This window comes from Arthrobacter ipis (genome assembly GCF_014694315.1).
GTDB lineage: Bacteria > Actinomycetota > Actinomycetes > Actinomycetales > Micrococcaceae > Arthrobacter > Arthrobacter ipis.
This window is the reverse complement of sequence record NZ_JAAOXD010000001.1, coordinates 35,338-48,956: the sequence shown is the minus strand read 5'-3', so window position 1 is coordinate 48,956 and position 13,619 is coordinate 35,338. Positions and strand designations below refer to the sequence as shown.

At 66.3% G+C, this 13,619-nt stretch carries 14 protein-coding genes; 7 read left to right on the top strand and 7 right to left on the bottom strand.

What is annotated here, in order from left to right; all coding sequences use genetic code 11:
- Positions 1–48 precede the first annotated feature (48 nt).
- Together G9E11_RS00200 and mnmA are read right to left on the bottom strand one after the other, a co-directional pair.
- Positions 49–1,683 (bottom strand): ABC transporter substrate-binding protein, encoded by a 1,635-nt coding sequence (locus G9E11_RS00200; protein ID WP_190601910.1) that lies wholly within the window; start codon positions 1,681–1,683, stop codon positions 49–51.
- A gap of 247 nt (positions 1,684–1,930) precedes the next feature.
- Entirely contained in the window at positions 1,931–3,070 is a 1,140-nt protein-coding gene (gene mnmA, locus G9E11_RS00195) for a tRNA 2-thiouridine(34) synthase MnmA (protein WP_190601908.1), read from the bottom strand.
- Positions 3,071–3,239: 169 nt separating this feature from the next.
- Between mnmA and G9E11_RS00190 the strand changes: the two genes are divergently transcribed.
- A complete protein-coding gene (locus G9E11_RS00190) occupies positions 3,240–4,496 on the top strand; it encodes an NAD(P)/FAD-dependent oxidoreductase (RefSeq protein ID WP_190601906.1) in 1,257 nt (418 codons plus the stop codon).
- 7 nt (positions 4,497–4,503) lie between these two features.
- Here the strand turns inward: G9E11_RS00190 and G9E11_RS00185 are convergent, their stop codons facing one another.
- The gene (locus G9E11_RS00185) at positions 4,504–5,733 is read right to left on the bottom strand and encodes a cysteine desulfurase family protein (protein ID WP_190601904.1); all 1,230 of its coding nucleotides are present in this window, start codon (positions 5,731–5,733) and stop codon (positions 4,504–4,506) included.
- Positions 5,734–5,768: 35 nt separating this feature from the next.
- Positions 5,769–6,458 (bottom strand): helix-turn-helix transcriptional regulator, encoded by a 690-nt coding sequence (locus tag G9E11_RS00180; RefSeq protein WP_190601902.1) that lies wholly within the window; start codon positions 6,456–6,458, stop codon positions 5,769–5,771.
- Positions 6,459–6,550: 92 nt separating this feature from the next.
- On the opposite strand from G9E11_RS00180, the gene G9E11_RS00175 reads away from it, so the two are divergent.
- Complete coding sequence (locus G9E11_RS00175; RefSeq protein ID WP_190601899.1) at positions 6,551–6,997, top strand: DoxX family membrane protein; 447 nt, start codon at positions 6,551–6,553, stop codon at positions 6,995–6,997.
- Here the strand turns inward: G9E11_RS00175 and G9E11_RS00170 are convergent.
- Entirely contained in the window at positions 6,967–7,614 is a 648-nt protein-coding gene (locus G9E11_RS00170; RefSeq protein ID WP_246468623.1) for a hypothetical protein, read from the bottom strand. The two genes, G9E11_RS00175 and G9E11_RS00170, sit on opposite strands and share 31 nt — an antisense overlap.
- Positions 7,615–7,821: 207 nt before the next feature.
- On the opposite strand from G9E11_RS00170, the gene G9E11_RS00165 reads away from it, so the two are divergent.
- From G9E11_RS00165 to G9E11_RS00145, 5 genes are all read left to right on the top strand, one after another.
- Positions 7,822–8,766 carry a J domain-containing protein gene (locus tag G9E11_RS00165; RefSeq protein WP_190601895.1) on the top strand — a complete coding sequence of 315 codons (945 nt, stop codon included), beginning with the start codon at positions 7,822–7,824 and terminating at the stop codon, positions 8,764–8,766.
- Positions 8,767–8,825: 59 nt separating this feature from the next.
- The gene (locus G9E11_RS00160; RefSeq protein ID WP_190601894.1) at positions 8,826–9,293 is read left to right on the top strand and encodes a tRNA (cytidine(34)-2'-O)-methyltransferase; all 468 of its coding nucleotides are present in this window, start codon (positions 8,826–8,828) and stop codon (positions 9,291–9,293) included.
- 216 nt (positions 9,294–9,509) lie between these two features.
- Entirely contained in the window at positions 9,510–10,115 is a 606-nt protein-coding gene (locus G9E11_RS00155; RefSeq protein WP_190601893.1) for a sigma-70 family RNA polymerase sigma factor, read from the top strand.
- 2 nt (positions 10,116–10,117) lie between these two features.
- The gene (locus G9E11_RS00150; RefSeq protein ID WP_190601892.1) at positions 10,118–11,008 is read left to right on the top strand and encodes an anti-sigma factor; all 891 of its coding nucleotides are present in this window, start codon (positions 10,118–10,120) and stop codon (positions 11,006–11,008) included.
- 78 nt (positions 11,009–11,086) lie between these two features.
- Positions 11,087–11,860, top strand: a complete 774-nt coding sequence (locus G9E11_RS00145) for a MerR family transcriptional regulator (RefSeq protein WP_190601891.1) — start codon at positions 11,087–11,089, stop codon at positions 11,858–11,860.
- A 19-nt stretch (positions 11,861–11,879) separates the two neighbouring features.
- Here G9E11_RS00145 and G9E11_RS00140 read toward each other — a convergent pair whose 3' ends face one another.
- Together G9E11_RS00140 and G9E11_RS00135 are read right to left on the bottom strand one after the other, a co-directional pair.
- A complete protein-coding gene (locus G9E11_RS00140; protein ID WP_190601890.1) occupies positions 11,880–12,659 on the bottom strand; it encodes a PIG-L deacetylase family protein in 780 nt (259 codons plus the stop codon).
- A gap of 4 nt (positions 12,660–12,663) precedes the next feature.
- Entirely contained in the window at positions 12,664–13,617 is a 954-nt protein-coding gene (locus G9E11_RS00135) for an electron transfer flavoprotein subunit alpha/FixB family protein (protein WP_190601889.1), read from the bottom strand.
- Positions 13,618–13,619 lie beyond the last annotated feature (2 nt).

Genomic DNA, 13,619 nt, shown 5'->3' with positions numbered 1-13,619 from the left:
GAAGGCGTCCCGCCTCCTTGGCTGGTCAGGACCTGATGGGGTGGAGCCCTACTTCGAGATCACTCCGAGGCGGGTCTTGAATGACGGGTCCAGCGTCTGTTCTACGCCCTTGACATCCGCGCCGGCCACCATCAGCTGTGCGCCCTGCAGCAGCGGCAACGTGGAAAGGTCCTTGGCGACCGCCGTCTGCGCGTCGCCGAGAGACTTTTCGCGCTCGGTCTTGTCAGCCGTGACCAGTTGCTTCTTGATGATGTCAGTGACAGCCGGGTTCTCGTAGTGGTTCTTGAGGAAGTTGCCCGGGATAAAGAACGGCGTGAGGTAGTTGTCCGCGTCGGAGTAGTCCGGGAACCAGCCAAGCTGGTAGACGGGATATGCGTCCGCGGTACGTGCCTTGGAGTAGGTCACCCACTCCGTGGACTGCAGGTCCACCTTGAACAGGCCCGACTTCTCCAGCTGTTCCTTGATCATGGCGTATTCATCGCCGGAGGACTTGCCATAGTGGTCCGGGTTGTACTGCAGTTTGATGTTGACCGTGCCGGTGATGCCGGCGTCGGCGAACGCCTTCTTGGCCTTGTCAAGGTCGGGCTTGCCGTTGCCGTCGCCGTACATCTCCTTGAGGGGCTGCGCTGCACCTGGCAATCCATCCGGAACGACCGAGAAGGCTGGAAGGTAGGTGCCTTTGTAGACCTGGGTTGCGATGGCATCCCGGTCCACAATGTCGGCCATGGCCTGCCGGACGGCGAGCGCCTTCTTGGCGTCGGCGTCGGCCGTCTTCGCGCCGAAGGGCATGGTGTCGAAATTGAAGACGATGTAGCGCAGTTCGCCGCCGGGGCCCTTGTGCACCTTGACCTTCGAGTCCTTTTCAAGGTCCGCGGCGTCGGTGGCTGTCAGGCTGCGGCCGGCAACGTCAATGTTGCCCTGCTGCACGTCCAGCTTCAGGTTGTTGGAGTCGGCGTAGTACTTGATGTTGGCGCCGTCGTTGGCGGGTTTGCCGAGCACGCCGTTGTAGTCCGGGTTGGCCTTGAGGCTGACAAGTTCGTTCTTCTTGTAGCTCTCGATCGTGTACTGGCCCGCGAAGGGCTTGCCCTTGACGATCTCGTCATCGCTCATGATCTTGTTCGCCGGAAAGACTTCTTCATCGATGATGGGACCGGTGTTGGTACCGAGGACGCTCGGGAAGACCTGGTCGTTCGCCGCCTTAAGCGTAAAGACGACTGTGGAATCATCCTTGACTGCCACCGATTTCAGATTCGCGAGCAGTGACGCCGGTCCATTGGGGTCCGCGATTTTGACGACGCGGTCGATGGAGAATTTGACGTCCGAGGACGTCAGCGCGTGGCCGTTGGCGAACTTGAGGCCCGGCTTAAGCTTAACGGTGTATTCGGTGGGGCTCGTGAAGGAGGCGGATTCCGCGATGTCCGGGCTGGCCTCGGCTGATCCGGGCTTGGAGTTCATGAGGAATGGATAGACCTGGTTCATCACCATGAACGAGCCGGCGTCATAGGAGCCGGCGGGGTCCAGGGTGACAACTTTGTCCGTGGTGCCGTAGGTGATGGTCCCTCCGCCGGCGTCGCCGGTGGACGTTCCCCCGCCTCCGGACGGGCCGGTGCAGGCTGTGAGTGCGAAAGCGGAAACGCCTGCCAGCGCGATAGCGCTCTTCAAGGCCCTCTGATTCATTGCCATCTGTGAACTTTCTGTTCGATGAGTACGCGCGGGGTGCCCGATCCGACTCGTGTGCGGGCAGCCCGCTGATGCCTCTGATTCAACCAGAAGGTTGCCCGGTGAAACATTGCATCGTGTGAGTTGAGACACAAAATTTACCAGAATGAACTGCGGTCCGCTGACCGAACGGTCGGAAACCGGGAAATGGCAACAAAAAACGGCCGGCGGATATCCGCCGGCCGCTCTCACTCCGGAGACCGGAGCACGGTCAGAGTTGCGCCCGCTGCGGGGACCGCGCGGCGTCGATGGTCGCCTGGCCGAGGACTCTGCTGCCCTGGTAGAGCACCACGGTCTGGCCCGGAGAAACGCCGCGCAGCGGGTCCGTCAGGGTCACCACAAGGCTGTCCCGCGCAATCCCGGCGTCGTCGGCAACCCGCTCAATACGCGCCGTGGCAGGAACGGGGTCGCCGTGTGCGCGCACCTGCGCATGGCAGTCAAAGTCGGCGCCGGAGTCAACCTCATCGATGGGCAGGCCGGCCCAGGAAACCTTGATGCCGCGGATTTCGTCGATGGCCAGCAGGGCCTCAGGCCCCACCACCACCTTGTTTTCCTTCGGCCGGATCTCCAGCACGAACCGCGGCTTGCCGTCCGCGGCGGGCCGGCCAAGCTTCAGCCCCCGCCGCTGCCCGACGGTGAATGCGTTCGCTCCGGGATGTTCGCCCACCTTGGCGCCGGTCTCGTCAACGATGTCCCCCGTGGTCATGTCGATCTTTTCCGCGAGCCACCCGGCGGTGTCACCGTCCGGAATGAAGCAGATGTCGTGGCTGTCCGGCTTGTTGGCCACTGACAGTCCGCGCCGTTCGGCCTCCGCCCGCACCTCAGCCTTCGACGGGGTGTCCGCAAGCGGGAACATGGAGTGCTTGAGCTGCTCGTGGGTGAGCACGCCGAGGACATAGCTCTGGTCCTTCGCCCAGTCGGCGGCACGGTGCAGCTCGCGGTTTCCGTCGGCGTCCTCGATCACCTTGGCGTAGTGGCCCGTGCACACGGCATCGAACCCGAGGGCGATCGCCTTTTCGAGCAGGGCGGCAAATTTGATGCGCTCGTTGCAGCGCATGCAGGGGTTGGGGGTGCGGCCTGCGGCGTACTCGTCGATGAAGTCCTGGACCACATCCTCCTTGAACCGCTCGGAGAAGTCCCACACGTAGTAGGGAATCCCCAAGACGTCGCAGGCCCGCCAGGCATCGCGCGAATCTTCAATGGTGCAGCAGCCCCTGCTGCCGGTGCGCAGGGTGCCCGGCATCCTCGACAGCGCGAGGTGAACGCCAACGACGTCGTGCCCTGCCTCGACGGCGCGGGCGGCGGCAACGGCGGAGTCAACTCCGCCGCTCATGGCTGCTAGAACTCGCATTATGGCTTTCTGTTGGATTTGGACCCATGACGCACGGGTTGCCGGACTATTCTACTTGCTGCCGGAATCAGGGCCTAAATTTCCTTGACGGTTCCAGCCCGCCCTTCTAAAGTCACGAGTACCATTTTTAGAATGTGGGCCACTGGCCTGCCGGGCGAATCGAGTAGCCATGAACCCTGAAAGCATCATCATCGTGGGCGCCGGACTGGCCGGAGCGACGGCGGCCCGCACCCTGCGCGCCGAAGGGTACGCCGGGAACATCACCATCGCAGGGACCGAGCCGCACCGGCCCTATCTTCGGCCGCCACTCTCCAAGGAATACCTGCTCGGCAAAGCCGGGGAGGACGCCGTCGAGGTCGCACCGGAGGGCTGGTACGCGGACAACAAGGTCAGCCTCAGGCTGGGCAACCCTGTGGCATCGGTTGATCCGGCAGCCCACACCGTCCGCTTCGCCGACGGAACAATCCAAGGATACGGGGCACTGCTGCTGGCGCCCGGCGCAAAGCCCCGGGCGCTGCCGCTGAACGGCGCGGAACTGGACGGCGTCACCACCTTCCGCACGCTCGATGACAGCCGCCGCCTGCGGGAACAGCTGCCGTCAGGTGGACGGAACGTTGTGCTCATCGGTTCCGGCTGGATCGGGATGGAACTGGCCGCGGCGGCAAGCACCTACGGCAACCAGGTCACACTGCTCGGGCTTGAGGATATCCCGCTGGCCGCGGCGATCGGCCCGGAGCTGGGCAGCTTTTTCCGTGCCCTGCACGAGGACAACGGAGTCCGCTTCCGGCTACCCGCCTCCGCCAAGGAAATCACCGGACAAAACGGACGGGTGACGGGCGTGCTGACCGACGCCGGCGAACTCCTGCCCGCGGACATCGTGGTGATCGCCGTGGGAGTGGTACCGGAAACAGCACTCGCCACGTCGGCCGGGCTGGAGGTCCGCAACGGTATCCTCACGGACGCTTCACTGCGGACCAGTGCCCCGGATATTTTTGCCGCCGGCGACGCCGCCAATGCGCTGCATCCATTCACCGGCGAGCACCACCGCAGCGAACACTGGTCCAACGCGCTCAACGGCGGCAAGGTGGCGGCCCGGGCCATGCTGGGCCAGGACGTTGCCCTGGACACGGTCCCCTACTTCTACACCGACCAGTTCGACGTCAGCATGGAGTACTCGGGGTTCCCGTCGCTCGCAGCAAAGGCGGTTCCGGTCATCCGCGGCTCGCTGGACAGCAAGGAGTTCGTGGCGTTCTGGCAGCAGGACGGGCGGGTCGTGGCCGGCATGAGCGTTAATTGGCCGAGGTCCGTCAAGCCAAGTGCACAGAAGACCATCAAGGCGCTCATCAACGGCCGGACCGAGGTGCCTGCCGAGCGGCTGGCCGATGAGACGGTTCCGCTCGACCAGTTGGTGCCGGAGGCCAGCTGATACCGGATCAGCTGATGCCCGAACCCTGCCGGGCAACGGTGGCCGCCGTCTGAATGGAGGATTCATGACCGGCCATTCCGGCCTGCCGCGCCCGGGCGTAAGCGCCGGGCAAGGCCGCGAGGAGTGCGTCGACGTCCGCTTCCGCTGAAGGATGCCCCAGGGTGAAGCGCTGTGCACCGCGCGCCGTTTCTTCGTCCAGGCCCATGGCAAGGAGGACATGCGACGGACGCGGAACACCTGCCGTGCACGCGGAGCCGGTGGACGATTCGACGCCGGCGAGGTCCAGGAGGAACAGCAGGGAGTCACCCTCGCAGCCGGGAAAGGTGAAATGGGCATTGCCGGGCAGCCGCCCGTCGCCCGCCGGCCCGCGCAGCACCGCCGCCGGAACCGCGTCACGGACTCCCGCGATCAGACGGTCCCGCAGCCGGGAAATCCTCCCTGCCTCGGCGTCGAGGTTCCTCACTGCGGAGTCGGCTGCGGCGGCGAAGGCCGCGATGGACGCCGTGTCCAGCGTCCCCGAGCGGACGTCGCGCTCCTGGCCGCCGCCGTGCTGTACCGGCGTGAGCTTCACCGACCTCCCCAAGATGAGGGCACCGACGCCGACCGGCCCGCCAATCTTGTGGCCTGAGATGGACATGGCATCCAGCCCGGAGGCCCGGTAATCCACCGGGACAGAGCCGAACGCCTGCACCGCGTCCGAATGCACCGGGACGCCAGCGGCGTGCGCGAGCTCCACCACCCGATGGACGGGCTGGATGCTGCCCACCTCGTTGTTGGCCCACATGACCGTCACCAAGGCAATGGACTCGGGGTCACGCGCGAGTTCTGCCTGCAGCGCTTCGAGGTCCAGCACGCCGTCATGGCTGACGGGCAGCCAGGACACTTCCGCACCTTCGTGACGCTCGAGCCACTCCACGGTGTCCAGCACGGCATGGTGCTCGACGGCGGAGCACAGGATCCGGCGCCGGCGTGGGTCTTCCGCCAGCCGGGACCAATACAGGCCTTTGACAGCCAAGTTGTCCGCTTCGGTGCCGCCCGAGGTGAAGATGACCTCCGAGGGATGGGCGCCTGCCGCGGAGGCAAGGGTTTCCCGCGCGTCCTCCACGGAGCGTCTCGCCCGGCGGCCGGAGCCATGGAGGGACGAGGGGTTCCCGGTCCGGGACAGCTCGCGCGTCAGTGCAGCCAGGGCTTCGGCTGCGATGGGCGTGGTGGCGGCATGGTCCAGGTAAACAGGCACGCTTAAATTCTAGACGCCGCCACGTTTCAGCCGCCTCAGGGCCTGATCCTGGCGCAGCAGCGCCCGGCCGTCCTGTCTTCCACCACTTTCTCCTCCGGCACCCCGCAGGCAGCGGCGGCGCCACTCAAAAACGCTCCGTTCATGGCACACACCACGTCCGCGTGCCCGTCCGCGAGCCGATGGAAGGGGCAGTTCATCAGGATGGTGCCGCCCTCGGTGTCCTGTTCGGGCATGTAGCCAATGCTCCCGAGCACTTCATCCAGGGATGATCCGTTACCGCCCAGTGCGCGGCCCCGGGAGTAGGACGCGTCAGCCAGTGCCTCGCGCACCCCTCCCCCGGCGGCCATGGAGGATTCAATCGCGGTGGCCATCAGCTCTCCGGCCAGGTCGTAGCTCCGGTCCGGTACCGACGCACCCACTTCTTCCAGCGCCGGGCGGTACAGCTTCGCCGGACGGCCCGACCCCGGGCCGGCCTTTTCGCCGAGCTTGCGGAACTCGACGGCGAGCAATCCGTCGCGGACCAGCCTGTCCAGATGGAAGGACGCCGTAGACCTGGGCATGCCCAGCGCGGCCGCAGCGTCATCCCGCCCCACCGCCGACGGCTGGCCTGCGACGTACTCAAAAAGGCGCCGCCGGCTGGCGTCGCCCAGCGAGGCCAGGGCTGCCAGGCGGCCGGTCCACGGAAGAGCGGTCTTGGATTCGCGGTGCTCAGTTGGGCGGCTCATGGATCCAGCGTAACTCTAAAATCAAGATCCGTTGCTAAAGAAGGGATGATGGTTCTAAAATCAAGCTACCTACTTTTAGAAAGGAGTTCGCCATGAAATCTACGGCACTGAAGGAGTCTGCAAACCCGCGAACGCTCGCGGCGGATCCGGCCCGCCAGGCGTTCCTGCTACTGCGCACCGCGTTCACCGTCGCGCCCATCCTGTTCGGCCTGGACAAGTTCACCAACCTCCTGACCGACTGGACCGGCTACCTCGCACCGGTGGTTCCGGATACCTTGCACTTGCCGGCGCAGACGGTGATGTACGCCGTCGGCGTCGTCGAGATAATTGCGGGAATCCTGGTAGCCCTCCGGCCGCGGATCGGTTCGCATGTGGTGGCTGCCTGGCTCCTGGGGATCATTGTGAACCTGCTCATCCTCGGGGCCTATTACGACGTCGCCCTGCGCGACTTCGGCCTGTTCGTGGGTGCGCTGGCCCTCAACCGGCTAGCCACCGCCGCAGCGGCTCATCAGCCGGGCGGAACCACCGTCAGCCACTGACTAATGTCTGCCCGGGCGGCGGCGAGCGCCGCCGCCGTCGGGCACGACGCCGACACATAGACAGACGAGCCGGCCGTACCGAAAACCCGGGCCAGCACCGCCGTGGCCTTCCCGGCTTTCTGACCTGCTGGCTTGGCGGCACGTTCCAGAACCAGTACATCCACGGCCGGCCCAGGTTTGCCTTGCTCACCGCCCCACCGCAGCGATGCCGGCTTCAAATAGGCGGGCAGGACAGTGGGGTCCAGATAGGCAAACAGCGCCGCCGTCGATTCCCTGTCATCAGCCGCCACCAGGGGCCACTGGTCCTGGCGCACCTCGGCCGCCACCTGGCAGCCGTCGGATTTTTGATAGCGGCTCGCGCCACCCGCGTTACTGACCACCTGTTTCCATTGCGGCGCTTCGGCCAGGTCCTCCGACAGCCCGACGGGAACCCCATGTGCCAGCGTGGCCCCTGCCGAGAACGGCATGTCGCGGGCGGCCACTGCACCGGCGTCGTGTCCGGGGGTAATGGTCGGGGTGCCCGGTCCGCTGCTGACAGGCCGGTGACTCGGGGCAGCCGGATCCGGCACACCCACACTGCAACCCCCGAGAAGGGCAACGGCCCCAACGGCTGCCATCACCACGTGTATACGGCGGGCATCACCGCGACCTGTCCGAACTCCCATTCCGAAAAGTCTAGACGCCCTGCGTTCCCCCAGCTTTCCACCGGCGGGAACCCGCAACCCTGCTGCGGTCGTTGTTCCAGAAGACCGTCAAGACCGGCTTATATGCTTGGCACACCGGGCAGCGCATGCACGCCGGCAACAACGACTTAAGGACCATGCTTGACCAAGGGCAGCAGTTCCCACTACGAAGTGCTCCGCGTGGCGGTGACCGCGACGGAGCGCGAGATCAAGGTGGCCTACCGCAAGGCTGCCCGCGTTTCGCATCCGGATCATGGAGGCGACGCCGCGGCGTTCCGCCAGGTGACCCTTGCATATGAGACGCTCATTGATCCCCAGCGGCGGGCCGCCTACGACCGCTCCTACGCGGCCGGCCCGCGCCGGAGCCGCGCAGAAGGCGACGAAGCCCACTTCGACGCCCCGGCCGCCGGCAGCCACGCCTCGGCGACCATCCACAAGCCGGGAACGCCCCGGAACACCTCCGGCGATGCCCCTGTCTATGTGCCGCCCTTCGACACGCCGGGCGCTGTTCCGCTCCTCCCGCTGGAGCTGGCCAGCCAGCAGGTCCACGGCATGCCCCGAAAGCGTGGCATCTTCGGCGCTGAAGCCAGGATCCAGCGCGAGCTGCGCACGGTACAGCTGATCAGCAGGCAGGTCCTGCCGGCGATCCCGGCGGCGCGCCTGATCAACGGGCTGCAGGCCCCGGCGGACAACAGCCACATTGACCACGCGCTGCTCTCGGGCTACCGGCTTGCGCTGATTGGTTCCATGCTGCTGCCCAAGGGGGCCTACGCCTGGGACGGAAGCACGCTGAACCACGGCGGCCGGTCGGTCGCCCCGCCGCAGCTGGCCCATGTGGTCTGGCAGATGCAGGACATTTTCCCCGAGCTGAATGTGACCGGGTGGACCGTGGTCCACAGCGCGGACGGCAACCTCCACGAACCCGTCATCGACCGCCACCGCCGTTCCCGCGGCGGCTCCGACGTCGTCCAGGTGGTCAACGCCGCCGGCCTGTCCCGCGGGCTCAAGGATTTCCTGGCCTCCGGTCCGGCGCCGAACACCGTCAATGTCCAAGTACTCGCCAGGCTGCTCAGGGGCATGCACTAAAGCCGTGCACTGAGGTCCTGCCCGAAGAGTGCCGGATTTTCCGACGCTAGGATTGAACCGTGTTCCGCATTCTCTTCCACACGCCCGAAATTCCCGGCAATACGGGCAACGCCATCCGCCTTGCCGCCATCACCGGCGCCGAACTCCACCTCGTGGAGCCTTTGGGCTTTGACTTCTCCGATGCCAAGCTCCGCCGCGCCGGCCTGGACTACCACGACCTGGCGGTGGTCACCGTCCATCCCAACATCGAGGCCGCCTGGGAGGCGCTGCAGCCGGAGCGCGTCTTCGCCTTCACTTCCGACGGCGAGGTGTCCTACACGGACATCGCCTACGTGCCGGGCGATGTCCTGCTGTTCGGCCCGGAGTCGGTGGGCCTGCCGGATGACGTGAAGCGCGATCCCCACGTCACGTCCCGGGTCCGCCTGCCCATGCTGCCGTCGCTGCGGTCGCTGAATCTGGCAAACGCGGCATCCATTGCCGTCTACGAGGCCTGGCGCCAGCAGGGTTTCAGCGGCGCACAGCTCTGAGGGCGGCCCGCGCGCACGGGCACCCATCCAAAGCCGGTGCCGCACCGAATCCCTCCTGAGCACGCCCAAAGGGCGCGCACATCCACAGGGCGTAAGGAGCGGCAGGTGAAAACACTCCAACCGGGCAACGCGGCATTCCGTTTTGCCCGGCACGATGCTGCCACAGCCCAAACCCGTGTGCAGCACCCGCCGGCAGGCAACCTATGCTTGAGAGTGATGGAAACTCCCAACGCGCCGAACTTTGACGCTCCAGCGCCGCCCGGCACCGCCGTCGACCTTAACCAGCAGCTGGCACAGCTGCTGGGGCGGATTGCCGACAGCGACCAGGCGTCCTTCGCCGAGTTCTACCGGCTGACGTCGCGGCGGGTGTTCGGCATGGCGCGCCGGGTGCTGATCGACCCGGAGCTCAGCGAGGACACCACGCAGGAGGTCTTCCTGCAGGTTTGGCAAAACGCCGCCAAGTTCGATCCCGCGAGCGGAAGTCCCCTGGCCTGGCTCATGACCATTTCGCACCGCAGGGCCGTGGACAAGGTCCGGTCCTCGCAGTCCGCGAGCGACCGCGAGGCCAGGTACGGCGCCAACAGCCAGGACATCGACCATGACTCGGTATCGGACGAGGTGGACAGCCGGCTGGAGGCCGAAGCCGTGGTGCGCTGCCTGGAGACGCTGACCGAGACGCAGCAGGAATCCGTGCGGCTCGCCTACTACGGCGGCCTCACCTACCGTGAAGTGGCTGAAAAGCTGAACGCGGCCATTCCGACCATCAAGTCCCGCATCCGTGACGGACTGATCCGACTCAAGACCTGCCTGGGGGTGAGCTGACAATGACCGATACGAATGATTCCCGCGGTCGCCAGCTGCCCAGGGCATTTGCTGCCGATATTCCCACCGACCTGGCGGCCGGCCGGGCAGTGGAACTGGCCGAAATTTACGCCCTGGACGCCATCAGCGACGCAGAGCGGGAGGCCATCGACGCCTACGTCAGCGGCGCTCCCGAGGCTGAACGCGACTCCTTCAACGACCGCGTCCGCCAAGCCAGGGAGACTCTGGCATTGTCCTTTACGGCCGAGGAGGAGCCTCCTGCGGACCTGTTCGCCCGGATTGTCGCGCAGCTTCCCGCCGCTGCACCGGCGGAGGGGCAGGCCAGGCCACATGCCGCTACGGCGGAAACCACCGTCGCCGGCGCGCCGGCTGCCCTGCCTGCGGCCGAGCCCGCCCACGCTGCCGACGAACTTTCCGCTGCACGCCAACGCCGTGAAGTACGACGCCGGAAGTCCGGGCTCCGCAACTGGCTGATCGGTGTTGCGGCTGCTGCCGTGATCGCGCTCGGCGGTGTTGGCATCGGGGCCTACCTGGCCAACCAGAACGATCCCTTCAACCAGGTCATCGAGGCACAGGACGCGCGGCAGGCGACTGTCGACGTCAATGGCGGAGGGACGGCGACCGTTTCGATCTCGCAGTCGCATGATGCGCTGGTGGTGCGGATGAAGGATGTGCCGCCGCCGCCCGCGGGCAAGGTCTACCAGATGTGGCTGATTCCCAAGGACGGCTCCACCCCTGTCTCGCAGGGCCTGATGGACGCGGAGGCACTGTCGAAGCCGGCCCTGGTCAAGGGCATCGGCTCCGCGGCTGCGCTCGGCATCACGGTCGAACCCGTCGGCGGGTCCGCTACGCCGACGCTCCCCACTGTGGCTGCCGCTCCGCTGAACACCTGAGCCCGGCCGACGCACCTGGACCAGAGCTACTTCATGCAGGCTTGACGTTGACGTTGCGTCAACTTCTACGCTGGAGGCATGAAGCAGGAAGAACTCCGGAGCTGGTCCACCGCCGAACTGGCGAAGCTGAGCAGGGTCTCGTCCAGGACCCTCCGGCATTACGACCAGGTGGGGTTGCTGCCGCCTGCCTACACCGGGCACAACGGCTACCGCTACTACACGCAGCCTGAACTGCTGCGTCTTCAGCGGATCCTGCTTCTCCGCGAACTTGGCCTTGGCCTGGAAACCATTGGCCAGGTTCTGGACGGCAAGGCAGACCAGCTGGATGCGCTGAACGTGCACCGGAAATGGCTGCTGGCCGAGCGCGACCGCCTGGACCGCATGGCCAGGACCGTCGGCGCCACCATATCGGCACTGCAGCGAGGAGACGCCATGTCAGGCGAGGAAATTTTCAAGGACTTTGACACCAACCCCTACGAGGAGGAGGCCCGCCAGCGGTGGGGCGGTAACGCAGTCGAGGACAGCAAGGCGCGCCACGCCGCGCTCAGCGCTGCCGACAAGGAGGCCTTCATGGCTGACGCCGGTGCAATCAACGAGGAGTTGGCCCGGTGCCTGGACGCCGGCCTGCCGCCGGACGACGCCCGGGTGCAGGCCGCCGTCGAACGCCACTACCGCTGGGTCTGCGTCAGCTGGACCCCGGATGCGGACAGGTACGTTGGCCTGGGCCGGATGTACGTCGAGGATCCCCGGTTCACTGCCTTCTACGACAAGAGCCGCGCAGGCCTCGCCCCCTACCTGCTGGAGGGGATCAAGGTCTACGCGGCGTCGCAGCTCAGTTCAGCCGGAGGGTGACGGCACGCCAGAGGTCTGCCTAGAAGCCGGCGATGGTCCCCGGCCCGTTGACCATGACCACGTGGAACGCCTCGGCGCTCCGGCCAGTGGGGAGGCCGGAGCGTTCGGCGTTCACCTGCATGCCGCGCCGGACCGTTGCCTCCATGGCCTCGGCGTCGGGATGCTGGCTGACGTGCACGTGGATCGCCTCGAGCTTGCTCTCCACATGGTCCGTGACGTCCACAACGTGGTTCTCCCGCTCCTCCGGACCGGCGTAGAGCCACAGCCACGGAAGCTTGAAGGCCTCCATGCCGGCCTCGGCGAGGTCCGGGTAAGCGAACGGGTTTTCCACTGCAGGGTAGACGGCACGGGTCACCGCCTCCCCCACCGCCAGGTGGTCAGGATGGCTCTTCTGGATCCGCTTCCAGTTGCGCTCCGGATGCATGGAAAGCACGACGTCGGGCCGGATTTCGCGGATCAGCTTCACTACTCCGCGCATCACCTCGTGATTCGGCTCAAGGTACCCGTCCCGCTGGTGCAGGTAGTGGATGTCCGTGACGCCGACCAGGGCCGCAGCACGCTCCTGCTCGGCCGCGCGGAGGGCGATGATTTCGGCGCGCTGCCGGGGATCGAAACCGCCGGCGTCGCCGTCGGTCATGATGCAGTAGCTGACCTGGACGCCGGCCGCCGTCCACCCGGCGATGGTGCCGGCTGCGCCGAAATCGATGTCGTCGGGATGGGCTGAGAAACAGAGCACCCGCTCAATCCGGTGCTGTTCCGGATTGAACGGGCTCTGCGCTGATGCAGCGTTTGGGGTCAAGGATTCAGGCCTTGCGCTTCTTGATTTCTTCAGTTGCCTGCGGCAGCACCTGGAAGAGATCGCCCACAATGCCGAAGTCCGCGATTTCGAACACCGGCGATTCGGCGTCCTTGTTCACGGCGACGATCACCTTCGCGGTCTGCATGCCCGCCTTCTGCTGGATGGCACCGGAGATTCCGGCGGAGATGTACAGCTGCGGCGAAACGGTCTTGCCGGTCTGTCCGACCTGGGCGTCATGGCTGATCCAGCCGGCGTCAGTTGCCGCGCGGGAGGCGCCCACGGCCGCACCCAGTGCATCCGCCAACTCCTCCACGGGGCCGAAATCGCCGTCGAGGCCGCGTCCGCCCGCCACCACGATGCGTGCGTCGGTGAGGTCCGGGCGGCCGCTGGCGACCTTCTGTTCCCGGGACGTGATGCGGGCTGCCGCGGCAGTTGCGTCGGCAGGGACATCAACGGTAAGGGTTTCCGGTGCGCCGGGAGCCGCCGCGGGTTCCGGGTCCACGGTGTTGGCCTTCACGGACAGCACGGTGACCGGGGTGGTGGCCTTCGCCGTCGTGGTGTAGGAACCTGCCAGCACGGACTTGTGGGCGGTGCCGTCGGCGTCGACCGCGACGACGTCGGTGATGACGCCGGCGCTCAGACGGATGCCGAGCCGTGCCGCGATTTCCTTGCCCTCAGGCGAGTTCTCGAGCAGGACGATGGTGGCACCGGACTTGTCCGCTACGGCAGCCAGGAAGGCGGCCTTCGGCGCGACCAGGTAATCGTCGAGGTCCGCTGCGGACGGCCGGAAGACGGTGGCCGCACCGTAGGCGCCCAGGGTGCCGGCAACGTCGTCGGACAGTTCGCCGTTGACCGCCACGGCAGTTTCCCCGAGGGAGCGGGCGATGGTGAGGAGTTCCAGGCTGCTCTTCTTGAGAGCCTGCCCGGGGTTGTCAATGAATACCAGTACGTTTGCCATGT

Excerpts from the sequence above, each read along its gene's own strand:
- mnmA (WP_190601908.1), bottom strand. The coding sequence starts at position 3,070 with ATGCGAGTTCTAGCAGCCATGAGCGGCGGAGTTGACTCCGCCGTTGCC.
- G9E11_RS00190 (WP_190601906.1), top strand. The coding sequence starts at position 3,240 with ATGAACCCTGAAAGCATCATCATCGTGGGCGCCGGACTGGCCGGAGCG.
- G9E11_RS00150 (WP_190601892.1), top strand. The coding sequence starts at position 10,118 with ATGACCGATACGAATGATTCCCGCGGTCGCCAGCTGCCCAGGGCATTT.
- G9E11_RS00145 (WP_190601891.1), top strand. The coding sequence starts at position 11,087 with ATGAAGCAGGAAGAACTCCGGAGCTGGTCCACCGCCGAACTGGCGAAG.
- G9E11_RS00200 (WP_190601910.1), bottom strand. The coding sequence starts at position 1,683 with ATGGCAATGAATCAGAGGGCCTTGAAGAGCGCTATCGCGCTGGCAGGC.
- G9E11_RS00180 (WP_190601902.1), bottom strand. The coding sequence starts at position 6,458 with ATGAGCCGCCCAACTGAGCACCGCGAATCCAAGACCGCTCTTCCGTGG.
- G9E11_RS00170 (WP_246468623.1), bottom strand. The coding sequence starts at position 7,614 with ATGGCAGCCGTTGGGGCCGTTGCCCTTCTCGGGGGTTGCAGTGTGGGT.
- G9E11_RS00135 (WP_190601889.1), bottom strand. The coding sequence starts at position 13,617 with ATGGCAAACGTACTGGTATTCATTGACAACCCCGGGCAGGCTCTCAAG.
- G9E11_RS00155 (WP_190601893.1), top strand. The coding sequence starts at position 9,510 with ATGGAAACTCCCAACGCGCCGAACTTTGACGCTCCAGCGCCGCCCGGC.
- G9E11_RS00175 (WP_190601899.1), top strand. The coding sequence starts at position 6,551 with ATGAAATCTACGGCACTGAAGGAGTCTGCAAACCCGCGAACGCTCGCG.